Source organism: Geotalea daltonii FRC-32, assembly GCF_000022265.1.
Classification (GTDB): Bacteria; Desulfobacterota; Desulfuromonadia; order Geobacterales; family Geobacteraceae; genus Geotalea; species Geotalea daltonii.
This window is the reverse complement of record NC_011979.1, coordinates 1,304,933-1,331,517: the sequence shown is the minus strand read 5'-3', so window position 1 is coordinate 1,331,517 and position 26,585 is coordinate 1,304,933. Positions and strand designations below refer to the sequence as shown.

At 55.7% G+C, this 26,585-nt stretch carries 22 protein-coding genes; 7 read left to right on the top strand and 15 right to left on the bottom strand.

The features are described 5' to 3' along the window. Positions 1-34 precede the first annotated feature (34 nt). The 6 genes from GEOB_RS06065 to GEOB_RS06045 all read right to left on the bottom strand — a co-directional run bounded on the left by GEOB_RS06065 (position 35) and on the right by GEOB_RS06045 (position 9,264). Complete coding sequence (locus GEOB_RS06065; RefSeq protein WP_012646306.1) at positions 35-3,025, bottom strand: malto-oligosyltrehalose synthase; 2,991 nt, start codon at positions 3,023-3,025, stop codon at positions 35-37. A 214-nt stretch (positions 3,026-3,239) separates the two neighbouring features. Then, on the bottom strand, positions 3,240-5,681 hold the full coding sequence (locus GEOB_RS06060) for a DUF3536 domain-containing protein (protein WP_012646305.1): 2,442 nt from the start codon (positions 5,679-5,681) through the stop codon (positions 3,240-3,242). A 102-nt stretch (positions 5,682-5,783) separates the two neighbouring features. Further along, positions 5,784-7,643: a malto-oligosyltrehalose trehalohydrolase gene (gene treZ, locus GEOB_RS06055; protein WP_012646304.1), complete on the bottom strand. Its 1,860-nt coding sequence runs from the start codon at positions 7,641-7,643 to the stop codon at positions 5,784-5,786. 201 nt (positions 7,644-7,844) lie between these two features. Then, positions 7,845-8,213 carry a sll1863 family stress response protein gene (locus tag GEOB_RS06050; protein ID WP_012646303.1) on the bottom strand — a complete coding sequence of 123 codons (369 nt, stop codon included), beginning with the start codon at positions 8,211-8,213 and terminating at the stop codon, positions 7,845-7,847. Between the two features lie 55 nt (positions 8,214-8,268). Beyond that, complete coding sequence (locus GEOB_RS19705) at positions 8,269-8,421, bottom strand: DUF3309 family protein (protein WP_012646302.1); 153 nt, start codon at positions 8,419-8,421, stop codon at positions 8,269-8,271. 192 nt (positions 8,422-8,613) lie between these two features. Beyond that, positions 8,614-9,264: a DUF922 domain-containing Zn-dependent protease gene (locus tag GEOB_RS06045; protein ID WP_012646301.1), complete on the bottom strand. Its 651-nt coding sequence runs from the start codon at positions 9,262-9,264 to the stop codon at positions 8,614-8,616. A 432-nt stretch (positions 9,265-9,696) separates the two neighbouring features. Here GEOB_RS06045 and GEOB_RS06040 point away from each other — a divergent pair, with 432 nt between their 5' ends. The 4 genes from GEOB_RS06040 (at position 9,697) to GEOB_RS06030 (ending at position 13,179) form a co-directional block, all read left to right on the top strand. Further along, the gene (locus GEOB_RS06040; RefSeq protein WP_012646300.1) at positions 9,697-10,299 is read left to right on the top strand and encodes a hypothetical protein; all 603 of its coding nucleotides are present in this window, start codon (positions 9,697-9,699) and stop codon (positions 10,297-10,299) included. A gap of 81 nt (positions 10,300-10,380) precedes the next feature. Further along, on the top strand, positions 10,381-10,542 hold the full coding sequence (locus GEOB_RS20280) for a hypothetical protein (protein WP_012646299.1): 162 nt from the start codon (positions 10,381-10,383) through the stop codon (positions 10,540-10,542). Positions 10,543-10,561: 19 nt separating this feature from the next. Beyond that, the gene (locus tag GEOB_RS06035) at positions 10,562-11,413 is read left to right on the top strand and encodes an SDR family oxidoreductase (protein ID WP_012646298.1); all 852 of its coding nucleotides are present in this window, start codon (positions 10,562-10,564) and stop codon (positions 11,411-11,413) included. A 128-nt stretch (positions 11,414-11,541) separates the two neighbouring features. Next, positions 11,542-13,179, top strand: coding sequence for an aspartate:alanine exchanger family transporter (locus GEOB_RS06030; RefSeq protein ID WP_012646297.1), 1,638 nt, complete (start codon positions 11,542-11,544; stop codon positions 13,177-13,179). Here GEOB_RS06030 and GEOB_RS06025 read toward each other — a convergent pair. Both GEOB_RS06025 and GEOB_RS06020 read right to left on the bottom strand, forming a co-directional pair. Then, complete coding sequence (locus tag GEOB_RS06025; protein ID WP_012646296.1) at positions 13,152-14,120, bottom strand: alpha/beta fold hydrolase; 969 nt, start codon at positions 14,118-14,120, stop codon at positions 13,152-13,154. The two genes, GEOB_RS06030 and GEOB_RS06025, sit on opposite strands and share 28 nt — an antisense overlap. 10 nt (positions 14,121-14,130) lie before the next feature. Continuing rightward, complete coding sequence (locus tag GEOB_RS06020; RefSeq protein WP_012646295.1) at positions 14,131-15,747, bottom strand: alkaline phosphatase; 1,617 nt, start codon at positions 15,745-15,747, stop codon at positions 14,131-14,133. 238 nt (positions 15,748-15,985) lie between these two features. On the opposite strand from GEOB_RS06020, the gene GEOB_RS06015 reads away from it, so the two are divergent. Continuing rightward, positions 15,986-16,429, top strand: a complete 444-nt coding sequence (locus GEOB_RS06015) for an acyl-CoA thioesterase (RefSeq protein ID WP_012646294.1) — start codon at positions 15,986-15,988, stop codon at positions 16,427-16,429. Positions 16,430-16,636: 207 nt separating this feature from the next. Here the strand turns inward: GEOB_RS06015 and GEOB_RS06010 are convergent, their stop codons facing one another. The 7 genes from GEOB_RS06010 to ald form a co-directional block, all read right to left on the bottom strand. Continuing rightward, a complete protein-coding gene (locus tag GEOB_RS06010) occupies positions 16,637-17,476 on the bottom strand; it encodes an alpha/beta fold hydrolase (protein WP_012646293.1) in 840 nt (279 codons plus the stop codon). Positions 17,477-17,620: 144 nt separating this feature from the next. Next, positions 17,621-18,235 carry a nucleotidyltransferase domain-containing protein gene (locus GEOB_RS06005; protein ID WP_012646292.1) on the bottom strand — a complete coding sequence of 205 codons (615 nt, stop codon included), beginning with the start codon at positions 18,233-18,235 and terminating at the stop codon, positions 17,621-17,623. Between the two features lie 72 nt (positions 18,236-18,307). After that, positions 18,308-20,335, bottom strand: coding sequence for a penicillin-binding protein 1A (locus GEOB_RS06000; RefSeq protein WP_012646291.1), 2,028 nt, complete (start codon positions 20,333-20,335; stop codon positions 18,308-18,310). 151 nt (positions 20,336-20,486) lie between these two features. After that, on the bottom strand, positions 20,487-21,770 hold the full coding sequence (locus tag GEOB_RS05995; RefSeq protein WP_012646290.1) for a 4Fe-4S dicluster domain-containing protein: 1,284 nt from the start codon (positions 21,768-21,770) through the stop codon (positions 20,487-20,489). Continuing rightward, entirely contained in the window at positions 21,770-22,534 is a 765-nt protein-coding gene (locus GEOB_RS05990; protein WP_012646289.1) for an MlaA family lipoprotein, read from the bottom strand. The genes GEOB_RS05995 and GEOB_RS05990 overlap by 1 nt, the downstream gene beginning before the upstream one ends. After that, entirely contained in the window at positions 22,531-23,814 is a 1,284-nt protein-coding gene (locus tag GEOB_RS05985; RefSeq protein ID WP_012646288.1) for an alpha/beta fold hydrolase family protein, read from the bottom strand. The genes GEOB_RS05990 and GEOB_RS05985 overlap by 4 nt, the downstream gene beginning before the upstream one ends. A gap of 110 nt (positions 23,815-23,924) precedes the next feature. Next, positions 23,925-25,007, bottom strand: coding sequence for an alanine dehydrogenase (ald, locus tag GEOB_RS05980; protein WP_012646287.1), 1,083 nt, complete (start codon positions 25,005-25,007; stop codon positions 23,925-23,927). Between the two features lie 177 nt (positions 25,008-25,184). Here ald and GEOB_RS05975 point away from each other — a divergent pair, with 177 nt between their 5' ends. Both GEOB_RS05975 and GEOB_RS05970 read left to right on the top strand, forming a co-directional pair. Then, positions 25,185-25,577: a hypothetical protein gene (locus GEOB_RS05975; RefSeq protein ID WP_012646286.1), complete on the top strand. Its 393-nt coding sequence runs from the start codon at positions 25,185-25,187 to the stop codon at positions 25,575-25,577. A 46-nt stretch (positions 25,578-25,623) separates the two neighbouring features. Continuing rightward, complete coding sequence (locus GEOB_RS05970) at positions 25,624-26,538, top strand: L,D-transpeptidase family protein (protein ID WP_012646285.1); 915 nt, start codon at positions 25,624-25,626, stop codon at positions 26,536-26,538. Positions 26,539-26,585: the final 47 nt, after the last annotated feature.

Below are 26,585 nucleotides of genomic sequence, written 5' to 3'. Positions count from 1 at the left end.
TGTCATGTCTGCTCTACAGGAAAACTACTGCGCGTTAGTGGAGACGCTCCAGTATGGCGACCGGAGCATCGCTGAAAACCTCGGCCAGCTCAAGGGCAGTACCCATACCCCGGTCCGCTCCGGCAATGGTCCCGCCGGTGACTATATTCCGGTATTTTGCCCCCTGCTCTTCCCACGGCAAGAAAAGGGCGGTGTCTTTCCATACATCCCTGCCGACGGGTACAGGCCCCAGATCGCCAACCAGTCCGACGGTCAGCCGGGAGGCGGCAATAATCAGGATTTTCCGTTCCCACCTGCGGGCAAAGGCGCATCCATGCCTGGATTTTTCCCCTTGCACCTCCAGGGGTAGATAGTCTCCGTTTTCAAAGAGCCGGCGTTCTGCGCGCCGGTAATTGAGGCCGCGGTATATGAGGTAAAGCTTGATGCCGCCGTCCTCTTTCGCCGCCAGCAGTTCACGGACCAGGGGGCCTGCCCCCACCTGAGCTTCTCGCTCCTTAAGCCGGCTGAGCATCTCGCGCCGGATGCGGAAATCCACCGGCCGCCGGTTGTCCGGGTCCACCAGGCTCAATTCCCACAGTTCCGTTCCCTGGTAAAAATCGGGTATGCCGGGCGAGCCTATCTTGAGCAGTACCTGGGACAGGGAATTGAACATGCCGTGGTGGGAAACCAAGGCCGCAAAAGCTCTGAAATCCCTGAGAAAGGCAGCATCCCCCAGGACGGCATCGATAAAGTCCGTCAGTGCCTTTTCATAGGTCCCGTTGGGGTTGATCCAGCTGGTATGAACCTTGGCCTCGCGGGTGGCCTTGACCATGTACTCCCTGATCCTGGCGTGAAATCCCGGCGAAAACGGATTCGAAGCCTCCTCCACCGGCCAGGCACCGACCAGGGTCTGGTAGAGCAGGTATTCATCATTGCGCCCCGGCGCCGGCTGGCCGTCCACCATGGTTTTTTTCCGCTTGTTGAGGCGGCTCCACTTCACCAGCGACTTTTGCCATTTCTCCGGCACCTCGGAAAGGACATCGATTCGGGTTCTTACGTCCTCGCCCCTCTTGGAATCATGGGTTGCCGTAGTGACAAGGGCATGGGGGAAGGTCCTGAAACGGTCCGCATTCTGGCTGTGGAAGGCATCGACGGAAATACCGAACCTGTCCGGAGCCCCTCCCACCTCGTTGAGGGAAACGAGGCGGTTATAGACGTAAAAGGCCGTATCCTCCATCCCCTTGGCGGTGACCGGCCCGGTAAGCTGCTGAAATTTCATGACGAAATCCAGCCATTCCAGCCGGTCCCCTTCGCTGGCATTCTCCCCCTGGCGGAGCAGCAGGACATCACGGAGAAAATCGAAGATGAAAGTACTGATGGCGGGATTGCGGCGTTTGGCCTTAGCCACGGCGGTTTCTATGTACTGGACGTCTTTCTCCCGAATGATCGAAGAATTGGCGTAGGTCCTGTAGACGGGAAAACAGGCAATGACCTCGATGATGGCCCGGGTCAGGCTGATAAGGGTGAAATCCCTGGTCAGGCGATTCTTTTCCGAGATGTTATTCAGATAATGCCCAAGGGTGTTGATCTCCCCCGACATGGACACCTGCATGACCAGTTTTTTCTTCTCGTAGACCGCTTCGGCAAAGTTGATGGTCTGGCGGATAAACCTGGTATAGCTGCGGTCCAGCCACTTGAGGTTTTCCTGGTCGATGAAAATGCCATTCAGATAATTGAGATAGTCATAGCCGGTGGTGCCGAATACAGGCCATTCTTCCGGCAGTTGCTCCCCCTTGAGCAGGATCTTCTCGCAAACTATAAAGAATGGCTTGTATGACGGATTTTCAGCAATCACTCCGTTATAGTCGTCGTTGCACCTCTTTATCCAATCGGCGGCAGTTCCGGCATCGGCCAATTCGGGACCCGCCCCCGATTGACCCAGGCAGCACTGGATGAAGCAGTTCCGCTGCAACCGCTCCAGGTAGGTCAACGGGTCATAAAGGCCATCCACATGGTCGATGCGGAGTCCAGTCACCTTCCCTTCCTGGATAAGCCTCAGGACAAGGGCATGGGTTTCCCTGAAGACAATGGGATCCTCCATCCTGATGGCGCTCAGAGCATTGATGTCGAAGAACCGGCGGTAATTTATCTCCTCCGTCGCCACCTTCCAGAAGGAAAGGCGGTAGACCTGCCGGCAGAGAAGCTGGTCCAGCAGATCGAAACTGGCAGGCTCCCCCTTGCTGCCGTTGAAGATGGCTACGTTTTCGGTGATAAAATTGAGAATCTCCACACTCTGGCCGCATAGCAGCAAAAGCCTCTTCTTCACCACCTCTTTCTCCCGGTACCGCTCGGCGATCTTTTCCGGATCATGCTCGGTGGTGGTGGGGAGGTGCTGCAACGCGGTAATGATGCTCAACAGTTCCTGGAGAAGCGGAGCATCGGCGGAGAAGGCCGCCTCTATCACGTCAAGGCGATGCCTGAGGATCTGCAGCCAGGTGGTCGGCTCCACGGGAAGCCTGGTTTCATAATAAGTTACGGAAAAGGACCCTTCTTCAAAGACCAGTCGCAGCTCCCCGTTCTCCAGGACCTTGCCGTACTGGTCTCCCAGAAGCGGCAGCAATACCTTGTTGGTCAGCTCTTTTTTTACCGGCTGCCAATTGATATCGAAGAAGTTGGCATAATTGGAACAGGGACCGTTTTCCAGGACGTCCATCCACCAGGCATTTTCCCTGCTTTCTATGCACATGTGGTTTGGGACGAAATCAAGGATGTGCCCCATGCCGAATTTGTCCAGATCGCCGATCAACTCTGCATACGCCTCGCCGGTGCCTATTTCCCAGTTGAGCCGGTTCTGGTCCACAACATCGTAGCCATGCATGCTTCCTTCTTTGGCGGTCAGGTAGGACGATGCATAGATATCGCTCACCCCCAGATCGTTAAGGTAGGGGACAATCTCCTGGGCAGCGGCAAAACTGAATTGCCGGTTGAACTGGAGCCGGTAGGTTGCAACAGGTATTCTCGCAGCCGGCGGGTTCTCGTTTACCATTGCACCTCCAACAGGATTAATGACTACCATGGAAAGCATACCTCGCTCGCTTATTACCGTTCACCCTCTCCCTGAAGGAGAGGGCAGGGGTGAGGGGAGATGCCGGCAATCAGCGCGCTACCCCTCATCCGGCCTTTGGCCACCTTCTCCCATGGAGAGAAGGGAAATGGGTAAGCATCAACACCTCCGGCGGCAAAGGTTTTCGCTTCTCATCTTATCCCTCGGGCAATATTGTTCCCAGATTCATGGAAAGCATCGCCCCCAGCTGTTTGAAGGCCTCAACCCATCCTGCAGCAGCCCCATCCCCTTCCCCGGCTCGGCTCTGGAACTGGGGATATGCAGTCTTCGCCAATTTGTAATAGACATTCTGCATGTCCCAGAGATCCACTTGAATGGGTGTCGACTTCTGCAGCTCGACGAACCTCTTGATTCTCTGCAGCAGCGCAAGGTCTGATGGGTTCCCGTAAAACTGGTCCATCAGCCCATCGGCAAAGGTGCGCAGGCTGTATTCCACCTCGGGGAGATCCACAGCCACCTGCCAGCGCTGCATGTTGGCGATAACCCTCTGCACCTGGTCCCCATCCATATCCTCGGCCATGAGCGCCTCTTTTATCTCCGTGTTCAGGCTTATCTCTGCAGCAGCCAAAAATCGCTTCGGCACCGGCATGCCGGTCTCCTGGACAAACTCCATCAGATGGCGGTTGTGCTCATAGATGCTGCGATAGTCCTGGGTAAACTCCTCCATGGTGGCATCGAGGATGAGGTTCAGGATTTCCCGCTGTTCATCGCGGAAAAGATCCAGGAGAGAGAAATTGTGCATGCCGAAATGCTTGTCCAACAGACCGACTATTTCTATGTAATGCCCCCGGTCAAATTCCTCCAGCAGTTCCTCCTTGATGGAGGCACATGCTGCTTCTATCAGGCAGGGACTTACCCCCCCCTTGAAATCGTGGTGGCCGATGCGGACCACGCAGAACATGAGTCTGGAGCTCTCCTGGGTAATCTCGGAAACAATGCGCACCGTGCCGGTTGCCAATGCCGCATCTTCGGTAACCATCTTCTTGTAGTCTTCCACGTTGACCGTATAGGAAAAGATCCTGGTCTGTTCCGGATATTCCCTGAACAGGGAGCTGAAAGCAAAGTGGACCGCCACTTTGGTCAGGTCTACCTGGGCCGGAAGGGCAAATTTTTCATAGATTTGGGTACCGCTGCCGTTTTCCGGGATATTAGACCGGGCGGCGGACAACCTTTCCTTGAATCCCCTTTCCAGATCCTGCCCCAAAAGCCCATGGGACAGCTGCAGTGCCCTTCCCGCGTACTGGATTACCTGAACCGTCTCGATGCCGGAAAGCTCGTCGAAGAACCAGCCGCAACTGGTATACATGAGCATGGCGTGGCGCTGGATCTCCTGCAGCTTCAGCACCGCCACCTTGTCATCATCGCTCAGGTTCCTGCGCGCCTGCTCCGCGAAGAAGGTGTTGCGGTTTGCTTCATCCCGGTCCAGCACCACCCGGATGTATTCGTTTCGAGCCTGCCACGGGTCCTTGAGATACTGGCGTCCCAGCTCATCATACCTTTCCGCCAGCCGGTCCCGCAGCCAGTCCAGGGCACTGCGCAGGGGTGCCCGCCATTCCTGGTTCCACCCTCCATGCCCCCCCGAATTGCAGCCGCAGTTGCTCCGCCAGCGCTCGATGCCGTGGGCACAGCTCCAGGAAGAATTTTCATGGATTTGCACCTCAACGGTCGGAGGAAATTTGGCCAGGTATTCACCATAGTTGGAGAGACGGGCCAGGCTGTTGCTTTCCATATGGTCCAGGGCGGCTGCCAGGGCCATATCGCCGAACTTGTGGTGATGGCCGTAGGTTTCCCCGTCGGTGGCGATATGGAAAAGCTGCGGCCAGTCCCTGCCATCGTCGAATCCTCCCAGAAGCCTGTTGGCAAAGGCCTCGCCGCGATTAAGCAGATCCTCGAAGGCGACCGCCTGCGAAATGGGACCGTCGTAAAAAAAGAGGGTGATGGTCCGTTTGGAGGGAAGCCGGCAGAGATAGGCCCTGGTCGGGTCGATGGATCCATTGCATTCCTGCCACTGCTCTTCGCCGATCTTCCTGAAGGAGGCTGCCTGGCGCGGGGCTAGGATGGTGTATTTAATCCCCTGCTCGGCCAGGATATCCAGGCTTTCCAGGTCCACAGCCGTTTCCGCCAGCCACATCCCTTCGGGAAAGCGTTTGAAGCGGTGCTCGAAGTCCCTGAGCCCCCAGACTACCTGGCTGCACTTGTCGCGGGCATTGGCCAGGGGCATGATCATGTGATTGTATACCTGGGCGATGGCAGCACCATGCCCGGACCGCCACTCCATGCTCTGGCGGTCCGCATCCAGCACTGCCTGGTAAAGTTCCGGGTCGCAACCCTGCATCCAGGAAAGGAGTGTTGGGCCAAAGTTGAAGCTGATTTTGGCATAATTGCTGACGATATCCTTGATCCACCCCTCACCGTCCAGGATACGGGACGCGGAATTGGGCGCATAGCATTCGGCGGCGATTCGCTCGTTCCAGTCATGATAGGGTCGGGCCGAATCCTGAATTTCAATGGCCTCAAGCCAGGGATTTTCCCGCGGCGGCTGATAAAAATGTCCATGAATGCAGATGAAGCGCTCCATTGTTACCTCGAGGTTCTATGTTCTAGGTTCTAGGTTCTATGTTCTATGTTCTATGAGGTTCGAGGTTCGAAGTTCGAGGTTTTACCCCTCACCCCTCACCCTTCACTCCTCCCGCAGGTAGACGGTAAAGCTCCATGGGGTCAGGGCGATGCGCACTCGTCCTTCGGTTGCCGTCAGGGTCGAATATGCCATCTCTCCCGCCCCGCCCCATTGGGTTGCAGCCGAATCGAACAGCTTCTGCCACTTGCCGTTATCAAGCTCCACCGCCACGTCCTGGGGTGTATCGCTATAGTTCCAAGCGCACAGGGCACTGCTGTTTCCCACCCGCCGCGTCAGCGCCAGTACCTGTTTCTCTTCGAAGGGTATGACCGTCATCTCTCTCCGTTCCACGCAGCCCAGGGCCGGCACCTCCCGGCGAAGGGAGAGCAGTTTTTTGTAACAGGCAAAGAGGGCGGCATGCTCTCCACCCTGCCGCACCTTCAGGTCAAGCTTTGACTGCATGAAAGTATCCGGATCCTGGGGATCGAGGGCCTCTTCAGCCCAGGCAAAGGCGGCAAATTCTTCTTTTCTCCCCTTGCGCACCGCTTCTATGAGGAAGCTGTCCCCATAGCTGACAAAGTAGTTGAAGGGCGCCTTTTCCCCGTATTCCTCCCCCATGAACAACAGGGGAAGATAAGGCGAAAGAAGCACCGTGCCCGCAGCGAGCAAAAGCTTCTGCAACGGCAGCTTGGCGGCAAGGCGGTCACCGTGAAGCCTGTTGCCCACCTGGTCGTGGTTCTGGGAGAAAGCCACGAACTGGACGGTTGGGCAATTCTTGGCCGAATTGCCATGGCGCTTTTTGCGATACCTGGAATACTCGCCACTGTAGACATAGCCTTCAGTAAAGGCCTTGACGAGATGGTCGAAGCGGCCGAAGTCCTGGTAGTAACCTTCCTTTTCCCCCGTCAGCAGGGCATGCAGGGCGTGGTGAAAGTTGTCGTTCCACTGGGCATCCACACCGTAGCCCCCTGTTTCAGGCGGATTTATCAGCCGCACATCGTTGAGGTCGCTCTCGGCAATAAGGTAAATCCGCCTCCCCAGCTGCTGCCCATGGCGGTGCACCTCGTCGGCAAGGGCTCGGAGGAAATGGGTAGCGCCAAGGTCGTAGATGCGATCGATGGCATCCAGACGCAGCGCGTCGAAGTGGTACTCATGTATCCAGTAGAGGGCATTAGCAATGAAATATTCACGAACCTGATCGCTGTGGGGGCCGTCGAAGTTTATGGCATCACCCCAGGGAGTCCGGTAGCGATCAGTGAAATAGTAGCCGTAATCGTTGAGATAATTTCCTTCCGGTCCGAAGTGGTTGTAGACAACATCGAGAATGACGGCAAGCCCCTTGCCATGACAGGCATCAACCAGCTCCCTGAGTCCCTCGGGTCCGCCATAGCTGCTCTGGGGAGCAAAGGGGTAAACGCCGTCGTAACCCCAGTTGCGGTTTCCTGGAAACTGGGCCACCGGCATGATCTCCACCGCCGTTACCCCCAGGTCCTTCAGGTAGTCCAGATGGGGAATGGCCGCGGTAAAGGTGCCGTCATCGCTGAATACCCCCACATGCAATTCGTAGATAACGTAAGCTTCAAGAGGTATCCCCTGCCATCCCTGGTCCTGCCAGGGGAATTGCCGGGGATCGACAATCATGGAAGGTCCGTGCACCCCCTGGGGCTGAAAGCGGGATACCGGATCAGGCCGCTCGGTGTGGCCGTCAAGCAGGTAAAGATAGCTGTCACCGGCAGAAACCTTTTCCACTTCGGTTGTAAAGTAGCCATCTTCACCGGCAGCGAGATCGATCGACCTCTCGGAACCAGGGGAAAAGAGGCGTAGCGCCACCTTGCCTGCTTTTGGCGCCCAGACCTTGAAATATGCCTTGTCGTTGTCCAGCAGTTCTGCGCCCAGACCTAGTTTCCATCTGTTTTCAGACATGATCGCTCCGGTCTTTAGCAACCCGTTGGACAAATCGTCGTCAATCGGCTGGTCCAAGTCGAATGCTCGGCAAGACTCCGGGATATATATTTTGAATGAGACTTGTGGATGCCGCATTACCTGTGATCGGGCTAATGTCCCGAACGGTACGTTACACTCGCGGCACTGGTGGGATAACCGGCCTGTTGCACAGGGACGCGGTCAGGGGTTTTTAAGGCGTTCCTCCATTATCTCATACTGCCTGTTCAAATCCTGCATGGCAGCTTCCACTCCTGCTTTGCCCCGCCCCCAGGTCCTTGCCGTGGCAGCCCTAAGCCTCTGCAGTTTTGCAGCCGCGATCTTCTCCTTTTCCCGGAAGATCCGCATATCTTCGTCGAACCGTACCTTCGCATCGTCCTTAAGGATCGATGACCTGGCCTTCTGTTCGTCCAAATTCTGTCTCAATGTCCTGAGCCTGAGTTCTATCTGTTTCTGATAGTCTTCTCTCTTGCCGTCTTCGCCGCCGAAGGCCATCAGGAACCCGGAAAAGGTGAAAAAGGCCAGAACGAGTGCCATCCATGTGCGTCTCATATTCTTCGCCCCTTTATTATTCTGCTAGTCAAAACTGCCGGGAATGCACAATGCTTCAGATGTGCCCGAGCAAAGCCAGAATCAGCAGTATCAACAGCACCAGCCCAAGACCACCGCTGGGGTAGTATCCCCAGGACGAGCTGTAGGGCCATAAGGGTAGAGCGCCGACCAGGAGTATGATCAGGATAATGAGCAGGATGGTTCTCATGGTTTGCTCCTTGAAAGAGAGAGAAATGCCGGGAGACAAAACAAGTGTAATTGAAGGCAGTTAAGGAACAATCAACCTTAAGGTCATTTTTTTCACGACGAATGGGTTACGAATGGGGTTAATACGGTGGGTGTAGTACATGGGGGAATGATTTAGTAGCGGACGGGCCTACTCCGTCCGCTACTAGCCCTGCTAACGAAGAATTGCGCCCTGGGTTTCTCCATGGTGGGTCTCGGCGTCGTATCGAATCTGATCCTCCTTCAGGGTTTTCAATCTTGCCTCGACAACCCGGTCAACCACATTATTCAGTTCCCTCCGGCTACTGAAGTTGCCCAATGAAGACAGCGCCCCGTTGATGTCGGCGGCAGCCTTGACGGCAATGTCCTTATGACCTATTTCGTGAATAGTGACATTCTCCATATATGAGCTCCACTGTCCTGCCAGTTGCTCGGACATGCCGGCTGCGCTGGCAAGCCGCGGATAACGGTAGACTATGTCGACCTTGGTTTTCACCGAAGCTACAGAATATCTGCCGCCGCTTTCGTTAATGTCGTAGTTGTACCTGATATTCCAGGTCGTCAGGGCCGCATAGGTATGGTTGTCATTCCACCGTGTGCCGTTTTCTTTCATCTGCTTGCGCAATTCCGTCAAGCTGGTGCCTCTGATGTCGTAGTATTCATGCTTTTCCTTCAGATCCAAAGCCACTTCCGGCCTCTTCAACTGAAAAAGGTTTTTTTCATCATACTTGGCAAGCTTTATGGTCTCCGTCCCAACCTTTTCTGCGAGCACGGGCGAAGCGCAAAACAGGGCTCCGGCAATCAAACATATGAATTGTCTGGTCACTTTCTGATCCTCCTTGTGTTGAACCGCCTTCCGTTTGAAAGCGCAGGTCCAATAGAACATGAAAGGGGCACTGCCATAAGTGCGCCTGCTCACAAAACCGCAAACTATCCAGTGAGCTCAGGCAGAGCAATTGGAATTATGGGAATTACAGTCGGTGCCTGCAGGGAAAATTTGAGGGAAAAGGTCCATGGGAGGGAAACAAGGACTCCAGGAGGCGATAAATTTGTAAAAATTAATTTTATTGCTATAGTTGCAGTAGCCTCTGGCGTAGCGCTTTCACAAGGCGACTGCTCTACCCCAGGGCTTGAAAAAGTGACTGGTCGGCTGGAAGCCGAGTCAAACGAGTCAACGGAGCAGATCGGCCCGCAGTAAATTTACAAAACCCATGATACAGCTGACAGCACAACACACCCAGACAAAGGAGGAACAGCGATGAACAATGCGAAACGTCTTATTTTTGTCACTGCAGCGCTGGTTGCCCTGTCAGGATTGGCTTTCAGCGCAGACGACAACGAAACCATGGACGAACCTGCAGTTGGTCTTGGTTCTGACGCCGGCTCGGGTGCCGGAGGAGCAACTATCTATCGGAGCTACAGCAGCAGCGGCCCTGGCGGAGAAACCATCTTCCGAAGCTACAGCAGTAGCGGACCCGGTGGAGCTACCATCTACAGAAGCTTCGAAAGTGGCGGCCCAGGCGGAGCCATTGAGTACCGGGAGGAACGCGGAACTTCCACAGGCGGAACATCCGGTTACGGAGTGGAGAGCGGCAGCGGTGCGGGAGGAGCTACTTATAAGAGCTACAGCAGCAGCGGTGCTGGTGGCTCAACCCACGGCGATTACGGCATCGATGTGGATACCCGCACTGGCGGCAGTTATCCCGGAGTCTCTCCCGACACCACCACCGGGACCGACACCAGTCAGGGTATGGGTGGTATTACCGGTGGCAGATCCGGCAGCTATAAATTCGGAGTAGAGGGTCAAGGCGCCGGCGGCACCATGGGAACGTATTCCAGTTCGACCGGCACTGGCCGTTGAGTAAAGGCTTCCGGCTTTGAGATGACATTAATCATCAGACTTGACAGGAGCCTGGGGACTCAAAAGTCCCGGGAGGTCCGAATGGATTTCGACTATACCGACCATGAATATCTGCCCCACTGCACCGATGGCTGCGGCGCCATTACCGGCTGGCTACCCAGCAGGGAAGTGGCCAAGGAAGCTGGCATGAATCACGCCAAAAGCAAGGGTCACCATTGGATGGTGAGGGAAAGAATGAAATAGTCCATGTGAGGGCTTGATCATGAGCGATAAGAGTTTTCCACCGCAGCAGCAGGAACAGCCCGGCGTTGAACAGCAAATGACGCCACGTCCCGACAGCGGCGAACTTTCATACGCTGGTAGTGGCCGGCTTAAGGGGAAAAAGGCGCTCATCACCGGCGGTGACAGCGGTATCGGCCGGGCAGTGGCCATCGCCTTCGCCAGGGAAGGGGCCGACGTGGCCTTTGCCTACCTGAAGGAAGAGCAGGACGCCATGGAGACATGGGAGATCGTCAAGCGGGAAGGTGTGGACTGTCTTTATTTCCAGGGGGACGTGGCCGATAAAGCTTTCTGTACCGGCATTGTGCAAAAGACGGCGGCCCGATTCGGCAGGATCGATATCCTGGTCAACAATGCCGCCGAGCAGCACTATGCCGAAACCATTGAAGACATCTCGGCCGAGCAGCTGGAGCGAACCTTCAGGACCAACATCTTCGCCTATTTCCATATGGCGGCGGCATCCCTGAAGCATATGGGGGAAGGGGGAAGGATCATCAACACCACCTCGGTAACCGCCTTCAAGGGAAACCCGAAATTGATCGATTACTCCTCCACCAAGGGGGCCATCGTCGCCTTTACCCGCTCCCTGGCCCTCTCCCTTGCGGAAAAAGGAATACTGGTCAATGCAGTCGCACCGGGACCGGTCTGGACCCCGCTCATCCCGGCAAGTTTCCCGCAGGAGAAGGTGGAACAGTTCGGCGAAAACGTGACACTGAAAAGGGCTGGCCAGCCGGTTGAGATTGCATACAGCTATGTCTTTCTCGCCTCCCAGGGGGGCTCCTACATGACAGGACAGGTCCTTCACCCCAACGGCGGCACCATCGTCGGAGGCTGACCTTCCAGCAGGTTGTTGAAAAACTATTGCGGGATCGCTCTGCTGCGTTGCCGCAAAATTGTTTCAGCTCAGGTACAAACTGCCGATAAGAAAAATATCATTTTAATTTTCTTCTTATCGGCAGGTCCATGCTGCAAGTTCTCATCAATAACCCGCTTCTGCTGCTGTTCGTTGTGGCAGCCATCGGTTACCCACTGGGGCAGCTGAAGGTCCACGGCAGCTGCCTTGGCGTTGCCGCCGTTCTTTTTGTCGGCCTGGCAGTAGGTTCTATCCATCCGGACCTGAAGCTGCCGGAGATCGTCTACATCTTAGGTCTCGGCCTGTTCGTTTACACCATCGGGCTGTCCAGCGGCCCGGCCTTTGTCGCTTCCCTAAGGCGGGAAGGACTGCGCAACAACCTGCTGGTTATCGGCATGCTCTTTTTTGCCTCGGGACTTGCCGTCATCGCCCACCGGCTTCTTCACCTAAAGGCCTCCCTCACCGCCGGAATGTTCGCCGGCTGCCTGACCAACACTCCTGCCCTGGCCAGTGCCCTGGAGACCATAAAACACACCGCGCCGGCACAGGCAGTGGAACTGATGCTGGCCGAACCGGTTGTCGGCTACTCCATCACCTATCCGGTTGGGGTTATCGGCGTCGTCCTTGCCATCACCATTGTCCAGCGTCTCTGGCATATCGACTACACTGCCGAAGCAAAGAGAATGCATACATTCGGCGCCAGCAGCGAGCCCCTCCTGAATTGCACCATAAGCGTCACCCATGCCCATATCTCGGCTACCATCGACCAGCTGAGCCGCGAGCAGAAGTGGGATGTGCTGTTCGGCCGCATCAAGCGCCGGAATCATGTCTTTCTGTCAACACCACAGACGGTTTTAGAACCGGGAGACATGGTGATTGCCGTGGGAACCGAGGAAGAGCTGCACAGGGTTGCCGTTTTTCTGGGCGAGCAGAGCAGCGAGCACATCGGCCTCGACCGCAGTGAATACGATTACCGCAGGATCTTCGTCTCAAACACCCATGTGGCGGGGCGCGCCATCGGGGAACTGAAGCTGCAGGAGAAGTTCGGGGCAGTGATTACCAGGGTGCGGCGCGGGGATGTGGATTTTCTCCCCCACGAGGACATGGTGCTGGAACTGGGGGACCGGGTGCGAGTTCTGACCCGGACCCGGGAGATAGGGAGGGTCACCTCCTACTTCGGCGATTCGTACCGGGCGGTGAGCGAAGTGGACATCATGACTTTCAGCCTCGGCCTAGCTCTGGGGCTGCTGCTCGGCACTATCCCGCTGCCGCTGCCGGGAGGCATCACCATCAAGCTCGGCTTTGCCGGAGGCCCGCTCATCGTCGCCCTTATTCTCGGCACCGTCGGCCGCACCGGCTCCATGGTCTGGAGCCTGCCATACGGCGCCAACATGACCCTGCGCCAGATCGGCCTGGTCTTTTTCCTGGCCGGAGTCGGCACCCGGGCCGGCTACAGCTTTTTCTCCACCTTCAGCCAAGGTGGCGGGCTGACCATCTTCGCCGCCGGCGCCGCCATCACTTGTCTCACCGCTCTTGCCACCCTCTGGGTCGGCCATCGTCTGCTTAAGATTCCCTTCAGCCTGTTGATCGGCATGGTCGCCGGCCTTCAGACCCAACCGGCCGTACTGGGCTATGCCCTGGAGCAGACCGGCAACGACCTCCCGAACATCGGCTACGCCTCGGTCTATCCGGTGGCCACCATCGGCAAGATCGTCGCTGTTCAGCTGTTGCTTGTTCTGCTGATGTGATGGTGAATAAAACCATCGATAATACGGAAAGTCTCTTCCGACCTCTCTTCCTGGGGATTGTGCCCGCAATCCCCGATAATCTCCAACCTCGCTCCGGAAATTGCCTTTTTCAGCCGTTCCCCCTGTGACACACTGACAATCCGGTCATGCCGCCCCCACAGCAATAGAACGGGCAGACGGAGTTTTCCGTAGCAGCCGATGAGCCTGTCGCTGTCGGGGGGGACGAGGGCACGGCAAGTTGCCACCAGCGCCAGTTTGGCGGCCCGGTCCCGGTAACAGGGGAGATAGCGGTCCACGTGCTCCCGGTCCACCAGTCTTTTGTCGTAGTAGGCGACTTTCAGGCCGACTTTTACCCACGCCTCCGGCGAAGGGATGGCAACGAACGCTTTGCCCGCCAGGGAAAACCGGAATACCTGCGCCACGAGCGGCAGCCGCTGAATGAATCCCGGCCCTCCAATGATGACCAGAGATTTAAGTAACACCTCCCGTCCGGCCAGGGCCTCGATGGCCGCAAAAAGTACCACCGTTCCCCCCAGCGAATGCCCGACAAGCGTCACTCCTGAAAGCCCCAATCCTTCAATGAAATTTAGCAGCCGGCGCCCATGGGCGCGAATTGAATAATCGGCCTTGGCAGGTTTGGCCGATCCGCCCGAGCCAAGGAGATCGAGGAGATAGAGTGTATATCGGTCGGGAGGGAAAAGCTGCACGAGGTCGGTCCAGGTTTCGGCGCGGGAAGCCAAACCGTGGACCAGGATCAGCTTTTGGCTGCCGTGGCCATGGACGCGGTAGCGGAGGATGGCATCTTCGGCAACGGCATATTGGCGGAGAGGTGAAGTCATCTCCTCAAGGGTAACAGAAATTCCTTGTAAGGCACCTTCATCTGCTGACAGGAAAGAAGAAGGGCTGAAGACTTCGCAACCTTCAGCCCCGTGAGAACGCATTCAGCTTACCTCAGTTGGCCTTGATGCGGTTGTCGTCGATCAGTCCCAGTGCACCCAGCATGGCCTTGAAAATCTGGGTGTTGTCGACAATGGTCGTCCCCGGATACCAGAGCCCCTGATAGGCGGAGAGCTGAGACAGCCCGGCGCCCTTACCATAGAGGGTCACCAGCTCGTTGGAATGGGAGTTGACCCCTTTGCCTGCAAAGCCATAGGTCACCTCCGTCGGATCGTAATAATAGCCGACGGAACTGTCATAGCCGGCCGGAGCGCCGCCGTCACTGATGGGGTTCTGCTTCGGCAAGCTCCCTTTGGCCAGGTCTTTCGCCAAACGCATATAACTGTTGCCATGGTCCGAGGTGACGATAAGCATGGTGTTATCCCAGGTCACATCATCCCCGGATTGATCCACGTAGGCTTCGATGGATTTAATCGCCTCGTTCAGGTCCCAGATGCCGCCGATCATGGAAGCATAATCGTTGGCATGGTTGGACCAGTCGATGTCCCCCTGCTCCACCATGAGAAAAAAGCCGTTCCGATTCTTGCCGAGCACTTTAAGTGCTGCCTTGGCAGCATCGGCAAGGGTGGGATTTTCAATGGAACCACGGGTAATCTGCGAAGTACCGTCATTACTTGGTTTATGGTATTCGAAACTCCCTCCCGCGCCCCCGAAGAGTCCGAACAACTTCTTGTTTCCTGCCGCCGCAGCATCTGCCGCGCCGGACAGGGCTGTTCCGCCGTCAACACCCGCCTTACGCTCGATGAAAGTGTATTCGGTCGAACCTTTCAGCGCGGCATAATCGGCAGCATCAACATACTGGTAAGCAGCGGGTCCGGTAATCCCTGCCGGATCATTGAAGTTGGGGTTGCCGCCCCCAATGACCACCTCCGGACGGGACACGGTGATGATCTCCTGGGCTATGGCCTGGTAGTTGTTGCGGTTGGTGTTATGGCTGACAAAAGCGGCCGGAGTGGCGTGGGAAAAGGGTACCGTGCTGACGACGCCGATGGATGCCTTCTTCTGGTTGCGATACATTTCGGCGATGCTGGCAAGTCGGCCGTTGGCCGGATCGCCGCTACGCCAGGCGATGTTGCCGTCATCGGTTTTGAACCCGGTCGCCAGTGCCGTGCCTGCCGACGCCGAGTCTGTTGCGGGATATTTGGCAGTGCCGGTACTGCTGTCCTTTATTTTGGTGCCGAAATACCCGGTCTGACCAGTGGTATCCTGGCGATAGGGCAGTTTTCCCCCTTTTGCAGGATTATAGCCGAGGGCGGGGTCGAAGGTTGCAAGATTGTCCAGATTGACGGTAGCGTCGCTGTAGCGCCTGCTGCTGAAACCGTTGCTGGAATAAGCCGCAAAGGCATAGCGGTTGTAGGTGGTCACGTCCCAAGTGGAAGCTGCCCCCTTGTAGTTGTACTTCTGGTGCTGCAAAGCCCCCTCGGGCGCGCCATAAAGGTAATTGCCTGCAGCCCGTTCGTGCTCCAGCTGCATGCCGTCTGCGACAACCAGGATGACGTTTTTCGCCCCGCCGATCGTGTCCGTCGTTCCGCATCCGGCCAAGGACAGTATCAATTGGACCGTGACAACCAGGGAGATGATACTTCTTCTTTTGCGCAAAATTTCCAGCATTTCCGTTCCTCCTGTATGAAAGTTAATACCTTTTTCTAACAAATCAAGATTGAGGTGGCGTGGCAACAAGGTAACAATTTAATACAAGATTTATTTTCCAATCAACGTGGAAAGATCACCGATTGTACGTTGTTCAAAGCCTGCCACGCGCCTCTTTCGTTGTCTTTAGCCAATTTGTCTGATAATTTGGTCCCACAGCAAGAACAGTGCAGAGGGGTATATAAAGGGAGATCAGGGCATGATTGACCAGATTTTGAAGGGATTCCCCATTGTCGTGGAGTTTCCCGTCGCCTGGGGCGAGATGGACTCCCAGAAACATGTAAATAATGTCGTCTATTTCCGCTACATGGAAAATGCACGCATCGCTTATTACGACAGGATCGGTGCCTGGCAGATGATGGAAGAAACAGGTATCGGCACGGTCCTCGCCTCAACCGATTGCCGCTACCGGATCCCGCTTACCTATCCGGATACCCTTTCAGTGGGAGCGAAAATCGTCAGCATCGAGGCGGATCGCTTCACCATGGAATATCGTGTGGTAAGCCACCGGTTGGGCAAATTGGCAGCTGAGGGGAAGGGTGTGCTGGTTGCTTACGATTTCCGGGAGGACAGGAAGACTGTTTTACCTGAAGCCTTGGTACGGAATATGGAGGCACTGGAAGCCACTGACGGAGAGAATTAAACTGATCATCGCAGTTGATGTGAAATATTCGGAGAAGGTTGCCACCGTTGCCGGGGGCAATGGGGCAGACCTTGAAAAATCAGGTCTGCCGCCTACCAGCTGATTTCACCACCTTTACAACTCAAAGCTCGCCATTGCAGCTCAGGCCATTTCCAGGTCCAAAACTACGCCATCATTTCTTAGTGTCAGCCTCATTCTCACGGGGGATCATCTGCCCTGGCCAAGAAACTCCAGGAGTGCCCGGTTCACTGCCTCGGCATGGGTCCAGTTGAGACCATGAGGCCCCCCTGCCACCTTCACCAGTCGGCTCCCCCTGACGAACTGGGAAATTCGTTCCCCTGTCGCTGCCAGAGGAAGCGTCCGGTCGGCGTCGCCGTGAATGACCAGCGTCGGTATGTCGATGCGCTTGAGATCCTCCCTGAAGTCCGTCAGCCATGCCGAGACACAATCCAGTGTGCCTTGGGGGGATGCCTGGGCTGCGATATTCCAACTGAGCCGGACCGCCTCGTCGCTGATCCTTTCCCCTCTGAGCTCATCCAGATTGTAGAACTTTTCCAGGAAGCCGGAAAGTAAGGCAGGGCGATCGGCAACTATGGCCTGTTTGATGCCGTCAAAGACTTGGCCATCCACCCCTTCCGGGTTGTCAGCGGTCTTGAGCAGAAATGGCGTTATGGCTGCCATGAAGACCGCCTTGCTGACCCGCTCTGAGCGGTGAACACCGAGATAGCGTGCCACCTCGCCACCTCCCATGGAAAATCCCACCAATATTGCATCTCGGAGGTCGAGCTTGCTCATGAGCTTGTGCAGATCCTCGGCAAGGGTATTATAGTCATAGCCGGAAAGAGGCTTGCTTGAGTTGCCGAACCCGCGGCGGTCATAGGTGATGACCCGGTAACCGGCATCGATCAGGGCCGGCACCTGCTTCTCCCATGAAGCGCCGCTCAGCGGCCAGCCGTGGATCAGAACCACTGGTTTGCCCGCACCGTGATCCTCATAGTAGAGGTCGATGTTGCAGGAGTTCTCTTTACCCACATTGATGTAGTTCATAAGGCCTCCTTGCTGGCTATCAGACAGAAAAATGAAAGACGTCGATGGGTGAAGCATCAGCCTCCCGAATGGGAAAAAGTCACACTCTTCTATAAAGGGTAGAACTTTTTGCCGGTGGTGCAAGGATGTGCACAGACCATATTCCTATGGCAAGCCCGTGTCAGCGATGATCTTTTTCAATTTTCGGGCATCTGCACGTTCCATGGGCTTGCCGGTGATGCTGCTTTTGGGGATGCGGTGGATGTCCTCGGAAGGATAGACGGTGCACTCAATCACCACCCCGTCCTCCTCCAGGTAGATATGTGGATACTCGAAAAATTCTCCGCCGTGGCGGATGGTGACCAGTTCCTCCTCGAAAGAAATTCTCTTACTCAGAAGAAACGCCTCCACCTGTTCGGTGGAGTCGGCAAAGAGATGGAGGTCGATATCGCTGCGCTCGGTGACTGCACCGCTCAGGACCGAGCCGACCAGATAGGGGTGAAACTGTTCCAGAAGTTCCATGTACCTTAAGGCCATGAGGCGAAAATGCATCAGCCGCGCCGGCAGCACTTTTTCATCGTGGATGTTGATGAGGCGTTGCACCTCGGCATGGATCTGCCAATTGGCAGGGAGATGAGAACCAAGGGAGAGTGCTTTTTCCGGGCCGAAGCGCCGGGCGGCCTTACGCTTGGCATCAAGGTATTCCTTGACCCCCTCCTCGAACATGAGGCGTGCCGCTTCTTTCGCGATGAGCTGACGAATTCTGTCCACCTTGGCCATGGAGAAATTATAGCAAAAAAGCCCGGGAGAGTAAGTTCCCCGGGCTTTCGAAAAGAAGCTGACAGCAGCGACCTATTCTTTTATCTCTTCCTGTATCGGCTCTTGAGCCCCTTCCGGCGCGGGCTGTCCCTCCGGCGCTTCCGGTTGTACCGGTGGCATAGCAACAGGGTTCAATGACTCTCCACCATGCTGGAGACAGTATTCAGTGGGCTGGGTGCCCGGAATATAGAGTTCATCACGCTTATCGGGGCAATCGGGTGCCGCCAGGTAACCGGTCGCGGGATCGATGGCGACGGAAACGACCATCTCCGGTTTCTGGAAGTCGGCAACCGGTCTCGACGTCACCGCCTGCCGCATGAAACGCTCCCAGATGGGGGCAGCCACCGTGCCGCCGGTAAAGCCTTTGCCCCCCGGTTTTGGTTTGTCGTAGCCGAGCCAGACCCCGGTTATGATCCCGGGAGTATAACCGACAAACCAGGCATCCCGATAGTCGTCGGTGGTACCGGTCTTGCCGGCGGCTGGGTACAGCTGGGTGAACTTTTTGAGTCCCTTGGCCGTACCGTAGGTCATGACATCCTTCAGCATCTGGGTGGAGATATAGGCAGTGGCCGGAGAAAGAACCGGGGTGATGACGGGAGGATTCTCAGTCCAGGTGCGGCGATTGCGATCATAAATGCGGATAATTGTTCTCGGCTCGGGGCGCAGGCCGCCGGTGGCAAACGGACTGTAGGCGCGGACCAGCTCATTCAGTGTCACCTCGTCACTGCCCAGCGCCAGGGAAAGGCCGTTTTCCGCCCTCATCGGCAGGCCAACCTTGCCGGCAAAATCGACAAAATACGGGACGCCGACCGTATCCAGCAGCTTTACGGTAATGACGTTGTTGGAATAGGCCAGGGCCTGTCGCAGGCTCAGCTCCCCATACTGCTCCCGCCCATAATTGAGGGGTTTCCACACCTCGTTGTTGCCACGGTTGTAGGCAACCGGGGTATCGCTCCAGATGCTGCTGGTTGCAATTCCCTTTTCCAGGGCAGCAGCATAGATCAGGGGCTTAATCGTCGAGCCTGGCTGCCGTTTGGCGAAGAAGGCGCGATTATAGGGGCTCTGTTTGTAATCGGTGCCGCCAACTGCGGCAAGTACATCGCCGGTGTTGGTATCCAGACACAACAGTGCTCCCTCCATCTGTGGCGAGATGCGCTTCACTCCATCATGCAGGGTTTTTTCCGCCAGCTTCTGCAGCTCCAGGTCCATGGCCGCCGTCACTTCAAGCCCCCCCTGCTCGATAACCTGCGGTCCGAACTGCTCGATAAGTTTCCCCTTGATATGGGCCAGGTAATAGGGTGCCTGACCCGCTCTGGTCACTGCAACACGCTGGGCCTTCAGCTTCTGCTGCTGCCGCGTAGTGATCATGTTCAAATCAGCCATGCGCTTGAGGACTACCGCTTTCCGCCTGGACACCTCTTCCGCTTTTCCCAGAGGATTGTAGCGCCCCGGGTTTTTCGGCACCCCGGCCAACAAAGAGCATTCAGCCTCGGTCAGCTCCTGGGGGCTTTTATCGAAATAAATCCTTGCAGCCTGGGCAATGCCCCAGGCCCCGTTGCCGTAATAGATTTCGTTGAAGTACATTTCCAGGATCTGCTTCTTGGTGTACTTCTTTTCAAAATCCATCGCCATCACCCCTTCCTTCAGCTTGCGGTCAATGGATTTCTCGCTGCTGAGGAACTTGTTCTTGATCAGCTGCTGGGTGATGGTCGACCCCCCCTCGGCCATTCTGCCCTTGACCACATCCTTTACCAATGCCCGGGCAATGCCCCGCACATCGATGCCGTTATGCTCGTAAAAACGTGAGTCTTCTACAGCGATAACCGCCTTCTGCAGGAACGCCGGGATGCGATCGATGGAGACCCAGTATCTTTTCTCCGGCAGCAGTCTGCCGACGAACTGCCCCTTGCTGTCAAAGACCTTGATGGAGGAATATGAGGGAGGCAGGTGGGGATAGGCGGCAAAGCCCTCCTGGGCCAGGGCCGAGGGAACGATGCACGCAGCCATGCTGATAACCAGCAAGCCGAAAAGGGTCACTTTCCTGCAAAAACGGAAATTCAAAATCTGCTCCTTGATAACATTTGTGCCGATTGTCTGCTGATCGATGACATGAAGCGTTATAGTTCACCATTTCTTGCTTCAAGAATCAAATTATTAATTTTTAAACGAGGAAAACAACATTGAAAAAACTGGTTCTGGTGGGATTACGAAATCAGATAATATTCCGCCCGGCCAGCAGGCGCTCCAGGTAGCGGGACTTCATCTGACTGCAAGCCATTAGCTGTTTGACGCCGGGCAGGCGCAGGATCACACCTAGGATTGCCGCCATCAGCCGATGGCTGAACAGGGCTTGGGTATCGAAAATCAGCTGCTGCAGCTTGCCCCGCTCTATTGCCATGAGCACGATGCGGTGAGCTGTGTTGACAGGGGTCACCACCCGCCTCGGCCGCGGCACTAGTTTTATGGCCGTGGCTGAACAGGAACGGACGCAGATACCGCAGCCGAGGCATATATCCCCATTGACCACTCCGCTGGTCCGCGGCACCCCATCCACTTCGTGTTTCGAGACCACGGATATGGCCCCGATCGGGCAGATATCGGCGCACCTGCCGCAACCACTGCATGAATGGGCATCGACCACCGGCAGAAAATTCGTAGTGCACAGGGGGTGGCTGACAGCAAGACGGCGGACGGCAATCAGCCCTTCGCAGCAACAGCTGCAGCAGTTGCAGATGAAATTCACCCCCTGCTGAACATTGTCGGCACATTGCAAAAGGTTGAGAGACCATGCTTCCTGCAGGAGGTCAAGCCCCTCGGCAACATCGATCCTCCGGGCAGTGCCGTGGCGGATCAAGGACTCGGCCGCATCGTTCAAGGTTATGCAGTTGCCCAGGGGCGCCCTACAGGCTCGCCCCAAATGTCCCATCTTGTGCCGACAGTAGCAAAGGCCTACGGCAAGGTGGCTGGCGGTGCTGATGATTTCGCTGGCCCGCTCATAATCGAGGACAACGGCAGCGTTGTTGTCTGCAAGAGAAGGCTCGCTGACCAGCACCCGGCCGAGCTGGGTCTCGCCACCGGCAAACAGGTCGCGGACAAATGCGTCCTCGACGTTTATGTACTGGTATAAAAGCCGGCTCAGAGCCTGCTGATCAAGGTCGGAACGGACCCGCATCAGGGAAAACTCGAAAAATCCGGCCATTGGTGGAGGCAGCACATAATATACCGTGCCTTCCTTTTCCACATCAAGCAGCATCGCCCGTTCAGCGAGCGTATCCAGTACCAGCCGGGCATTCACCTCTGTCACCTTCCACAGGCGAGCTGCTTTTGCCGCAGTAAATGGCCTGAGGGGCAGCAGGGCCACCAGCGCTGCCTCTTCTTCGTTAAAAAGCAGGGAAAGTATCCGGTAAAGCAAATCCGAAGGGAGGGCGCCTTGGGGAAACCGGTTGATACGGGAGGCTAGCGCCGGGTAGACGCCCTTTGTCTGATGATGGGACACTAATTTCTGATCTCCGACTCGCGAGCCTTGGTGTAAAGCATGCGTATCAGTTCGTACTCAAAGGGGGAACCCGACTCAAAATATCTGAATTTTATCTTGTGGCGCATGTCCACCAGATACATGGTGTCGAAGGCCAAGCCGAGCGCTTTGTTGTGCTCGAAATCGAACGGGTCGATGAAGAAAAAGCCTCCTATGTCTGCAGAAAGACCGATAGTATCACGCAGGTTCGAAGGCCCCATAAAGGGCAAAACCACGAACGGCCCTGGTCCGGCTCCGTAATAACCGAGGGTTTGGCCAAAATCTTCCCTTTGTCGGTCGATCTGCCACTGGGTTGCCGGATCGAACATGCCTCCGATGCCCAGAGTGGTGTTGATGACAATACGGCCGACAGTTTTGGCGGTGCATTTGGGTTTAAGCTGTAGGATGCAGTTGGCCAGAGTGCTCAGTTCAGAGACATTGTTGAAGAAATTGCTGACCCGGTCCTGGAGGAATACCGGCGTTACAAACTCGTAAAAATTGACCACCGGCAAAAAGACATAGTTATCAGCGTAGTAGTTGAAGCGGTAGACTCCCCGGTTGAACCGTTCCACAGGGTCGTAGATATCCAGCGGGTCGTCCTGGCGCTCGGTCTCGATGAATTCATCCAGGGTGTGGCGCGCCGGTATTTCTGCTTCCAGCCGTGGCGCGGCACAGCCGCAGACAACGGCCATGAGCACAATTGCCAGAAGGATTCTTCCAATTGTAGCCAGGGCTCTCCCGGTCATTGGTCTTCTCTCCCCGCACCGAAAAAAGCCAACATGTCTTCCACATTCTCCTTGTAATCGATGTTGCCCAGGTGCCCTCCCCGAGGGTAAATCTTGGCCCTGTTGCCGAATACACCCACCAGATATTCCAAATCTTCATGAGCAAGGATCATGTCGTCGGCATTGACCATAACTCCTATCTTGTCAGTGTTTCGCAGATAATGCTCAAGGCTCTTCAAACTGACCTCCGCAATAAGAGCTTCTTTGGTCAGTCCCGGCATGCGCGCCTTGAAAAAAGGAAAGAAGAATTCATCAAAGAACTGGTCGAAGCTCAGGCGCAATGCAACTTTCAGATATTCGGTGGTGGGGTCGTTGGGTGTCAAAATGCGGTTCTTCGGCACCAGGTATCCCTGGTTGTTGATGATATCAGCGGTCAGCATCATGTTGGCGGATACCAGGCGGAAGGACAGTCCAATCAGGGCAGCCATCTCCCGGTCGTCCGGCTTTTCCTCTTCGAACACCTGGTACAGCACATCATTGTTGAAGTCCAGCGATTCCATTCCCCGGTAGAGCCCGGCAAACTTGGTCATTACCTGGTCGACGAAGGGATTGAGGCCGGCGATGCCGCCGGGGATGTTATCGAGGAGCATCCGGTCGAGAAGCAGGATTGAGGCATGGAGATTGACGGGGGGATTGATCATCAAGACCTTTTTGAAGTTGAAGCCCTTCACCTCCTCATCCAATCTGGCGACAAAGGCTGCATCCGCCGCCCCCAGACTGTAGCCGGTGAGATAAAATTCCGTAACCTGCGCCTCCCCGTCCAGGTCCTGCCAGACCTTGGTCATGGCCCGGTAAAGGTCGCGGGCATCATCGGGTACATAGCCCGGCACGCCGGTCGTGGAGGCGGTAACCATGAAATTGGGATGGGTGGGGGAGGAGAGGCAGACCACATGAAAGCCGGCTTTGTAAAAGGCTCGCTGCAAAATATTGGTCGTGGGAGAGTTGTAGCTGGATCCGGCAGCAGCAATGACAAAGATCAGAGGAGCCTTTCTGTCCTGCAGCGTCACCGAATATTTCATCCTGTTCTGGAACCAGAAGATGGAGGGAACCTTCCGCCCCTCGGCAATACTCAGTTCCTTGTGCTCTTCAGGAATGGCCAATTTCAGATCGGCCTTGTAGGAGGTAGGAGTGCCGGCGATGGTGGCGATGTACGGATTGGCAACCGGATAATCATAGGCAGAGGTATTTACCGGAGAAGCCAGGAGGAGAACTGCCGCTAACAGAATGTGAAACCGCCGCATCAATTTCCCTCCAGCTGAATTAAATTGATATAATTAAAGATACAATACCCTGTAACCATGTCAATTAATTGCAGCTGCAGGAAAGAAGCGAGGGGGAGAATATTTCGCTTTTAACGCTTTTGCATTGCATCTGCCAGAGCCCGGTGGACTATTGCGCCCCCCCTGGTATTTACAGCCCCGGCCAGGGCAGGGTCTCTCTCCAAAGCCCCATCGATACCGAGTTTTGCCAGTTTTCTGATGTACGGAAGGGTGGCGTTGGTCAGGGCGAGGGTCGAGGTCCGGGGATAGGCGCCCGGCATGTTGGCCACTGTGTAATGCACCACTCCTTCTTCCAGATAAATAGGATTGTCATGGGTAGTGGGGCGGCTTGTTTCTGCGCAGCCTCCCTGGTCGATAGAAACATCCACCAGCACTGAGCCCCGTTTCATGGTCCGTAGCATTTCCCGCGAAATAAGAAGGGGCGTTCTTCCTCCAGGCACCAGCACCGCTCCAATCACCAAGTCCGCAGCAGCTATCTCATCATGAAGAATCTGCCCATTGAGCACCAGCGTTTTCAGCCTTCCGGAATAAATTTCCTCAAGCACCTGCAACCTATCCACACTTCTGTTGAGGACGGTGGTGTCCATGCCGAGGCCGGTGCAGATTCGTGCTGCATTGGTGCCGACTACCCCGGCGCCCAATATCAGAGCACGAGCCCCTTTCACCCCCGGCACACCGCAAGGCAGGATGCCTGCTCCGCCATCCTGCTTATGCAGGTAGAATGCCCCCATCAGCGGGGCCATCCTTCCCGCCACCTCGCTCATGGGGGTCAAAAGGGGAAGTGCCCCGTCTCTCTCCAGGGTCTCGTATCCAATGGCGGTGATTTTACACTCCAGGAGAAATTCCAGCAGGGGAGCGTTGGGGGCCAAGTGCAGATAGGTGAAAAGAGCCTGTCCCTCCCTGAAGAACTTGAATTCTTCGGTCAATGGCTCCTTTACTTTGGCAATTAGTTCGCTGCGGCCAAAAAGATCCTCTCTGCCGCATACTTCTGCCCCTGCCTGAAGATACATAGTGTCGTCAAAGCCGCTTCCTGTGCCGGCACCGATTTCTACCAGCACAACGTGCCCATCCCGCACAAGATCAGCTGCACCCGCCGGAGTGAGGCTCACCCGGTATTCGTGCTGTTTGATCTCCCCTGGTATGCCGATTATCATATCGCCCCCCCATTCCACATTATCCGCACATTTTATCCCACAAGCGCCATTTGACAACCGCTTTCGGAGCGGCACAACCCAAAGCTGCCCCGTTCTGCCGCCGAAGCTTCATTTGACTTAGGTGCAGGCAAGAGTAAAATTAAATTAGTTTAAATTAATATCGCAAGGAGACCCCCAATGGCCATGGGCCGATTGATAAAGGCAAGCCTGCTGCTCCTTATTGTCTCCGGCTGCGCAACAAACAAGTCGGTTACCGATCAGATCCAACCACTCTCCCACCGGGTCATCCAGCTGGAGCAAAAGGTGTCGGCCCTTGAGAAGCAGTTGAGCGACCAGGACCAGAAAGTTACCATTTCCTTACAAAACAGCGAATCCGCCAGGAATAGCGCTGAAACAGTCAAAACGTCGCTGATCAATACTGAAAAAGGCTCGCAGAACTCTGCTGCCCGGGCAGAAGCTGCAGCCGCAACCTCCGAGTCGGCCGCTGCCCGAGCGGAAAGTTCGGCGGCAAAGGCCGAAGAAGCTGGCAATCGTGCCGTCAAAGCATTTGAGCTTCAACAGCGCAAATAACGGGACCGGTCCCAACGGGAACAAGGTCGAAATGACGGGAGATCACATGCCGGATGTCCCGTTGTTTTTTTCTGCACCAGCAAGCATGAATCTGGCTAAAAATAAGATGATTATGATGGTAGCCGTCATCTTGGCCCTGCTCTGCAGGCCTGCATCGGCAAAAGTCTTTTTGCATAACGGCGACTGCATCGGCATGGTCAATTTTTATCGTGTCATGCCGGGTGAGTCCCTTATTGAAATCGCGCGCAAATTTGATCTTGGCTTCAACGAAATAGCAGATGCCAATCCTTTGCTTGATCCTTTTGTTCCTCCCTCCGGCACGGATATCCAGCTGCCTTCGGCCTGGATCATACCGCAGCTGCCGGTTCAGGAGGGTATCGTCATTAATCTTGCGGAAATGAGGCTTTATTTTTTTGCTCCCGGAGATAGGAAGAGAATTTTGACTTTTCCGGTCAGTATCGGAGAAGCTGGCAAAGAGACACCACTTGGGTCATTTTCCGTAATTGAAAAGCTTGCCAATCCGGTCTGGCATGTCCCGCCATCAATCCTGCAGGAAAGACCGGAACTGCGGAAAACAGTGGCGGCCGGACCAGACAACCCCTTGGGGAGCCGCGCTTTGCGCCTGTCCATCAAGGATGTACTGATTCACGGCACCAACAGGCCCTGGGGACAAGGAAGAAGGGTGAGTCACGGCTGTCTCAGACTTTACCCGGAAGACATTCTGCAGCTGTATGAAGCAGTGCCGGTCGGAATGAAGGTGACCATCGTCAGGCAGGCGGTGAAAATCGGCATCAGGGGTAGTAGAATATTGGCTGAGATTCACCGATCCGACGGCACCGACTACCTTGCGGAGGCACTGGCTTTGCTCAAAGGACAGGACATTCTCGAACAGGTAGACCTGCTGAAATTAAAGGTGGCAATTTATCAAAAAAGGGGAGTACCCATAGATATATCCCGATAGCCAAGTGTGGGAAGTGGCAGGGCGTTAGCAGTCAAACTCTTTTGGAG

What these genes read in the sequence shown, in the direction of transcription:
- GEOB_RS19705 (WP_012646302.1), bottom strand. Translation starts at nt 8,421, where the DNA reads ATGAGAACCATCCTGCTCATTATCCTGATCATACTCCTGGTCGGCGCT.
- GEOB_RS06035 (WP_012646298.1), top strand. Translation starts at nt 10,562, where the DNA reads ATGAGCGATAAGAGTTTTCCACCGCAGCAGCAGGAACAGCCCGGCGTT.
- GEOB_RS06010 (WP_012646293.1), bottom strand. Translation starts at nt 17,476, where the DNA reads ATGAACTACATCAATGTGGGTAAAGAGAACTCCTGCAACATCGACCTC.
- GEOB_RS06005 (WP_012646292.1), bottom strand. Translation starts at nt 18,235, where the DNA reads ATGGCCAAGGTGGACAGAATTCGTCAGCTCATCGCGAAAGAAGCGGCA.
- treZ (WP_012646304.1), bottom strand. Translation starts at nt 7,643, where the DNA reads ATGTCTGAAAACAGATGGAAACTAGGTCTGGGCGCAGAACTGCTGGAC.
- GEOB_RS05970 (WP_012646285.1), top strand. Translation starts at nt 25,624, where the DNA reads ATGCCGGATGTCCCGTTGTTTTTTTCTGCACCAGCAAGCATGAATCTG.
- GEOB_RS06050 (WP_012646303.1), bottom strand. Translation starts at nt 8,213, where the DNA reads ATGAGACGCACATGGATGGCACTCGTTCTGGCCTTTTTCACCTTTTCC.
- GEOB_RS06025 (WP_012646296.1), bottom strand. Translation starts at nt 14,120, where the DNA reads ATGCGTTCTCACGGGGCTGAAGGTTGCGAAGTCTTCAGCCCTTCTTCT.
- GEOB_RS06015 (WP_012646294.1), top strand. Translation starts at nt 15,986, where the DNA reads ATGATTGACCAGATTTTGAAGGGATTCCCCATTGTCGTGGAGTTTCCC.
- GEOB_RS06020 (WP_012646295.1), bottom strand. Translation starts at nt 15,747, where the DNA reads ATGCTGGAAATTTTGCGCAAAAGAAGAAGTATCATCTCCCTGGTTGTC.
- GEOB_RS06065 (WP_012646306.1), bottom strand. Translation starts at nt 3,025, where the DNA reads ATGGTAAACGAGAACCCGCCGGCTGCGAGAATACCTGTTGCAACCTAC.
- GEOB_RS06030 (WP_012646297.1), top strand. Translation starts at nt 11,542, where the DNA reads ATGCTGCAAGTTCTCATCAATAACCCGCTTCTGCTGCTGTTCGTTGTG.
- GEOB_RS05985 (WP_012646288.1), bottom strand. Translation starts at nt 23,814, where the DNA reads ATGCGGCGGTTTCACATTCTGTTAGCGGCAGTTCTCCTCCTGGCTTCT.
- ald (WP_012646287.1), bottom strand. Translation starts at nt 25,007, where the DNA reads ATGATAATCGGCATACCAGGGGAGATCAAACAGCACGAATACCGGGTG.
- GEOB_RS06040 (WP_012646300.1), top strand. Translation starts at nt 9,697, where the DNA reads ATGAACAATGCGAAACGTCTTATTTTTGTCACTGCAGCGCTGGTTGCC.
- GEOB_RS05975 (WP_012646286.1), top strand. Translation starts at nt 25,185, where the DNA reads ATGGCCATGGGCCGATTGATAAAGGCAAGCCTGCTGCTCCTTATTGTC.
- GEOB_RS06060 (WP_012646305.1), bottom strand. Translation starts at nt 5,681, where the DNA reads ATGGAGCGCTTCATCTGCATTCATGGACATTTTTATCAGCCGCCGCGG.
- GEOB_RS05990 (WP_012646289.1), bottom strand. Translation starts at nt 22,534, where the DNA reads ATGACCGGGAGAGCCCTGGCTACAATTGGAAGAATCCTTCTGGCAATT.
- GEOB_RS20280 (WP_012646299.1), top strand. Translation starts at nt 10,381, where the DNA reads ATGGATTTCGACTATACCGACCATGAATATCTGCCCCACTGCACCGAT.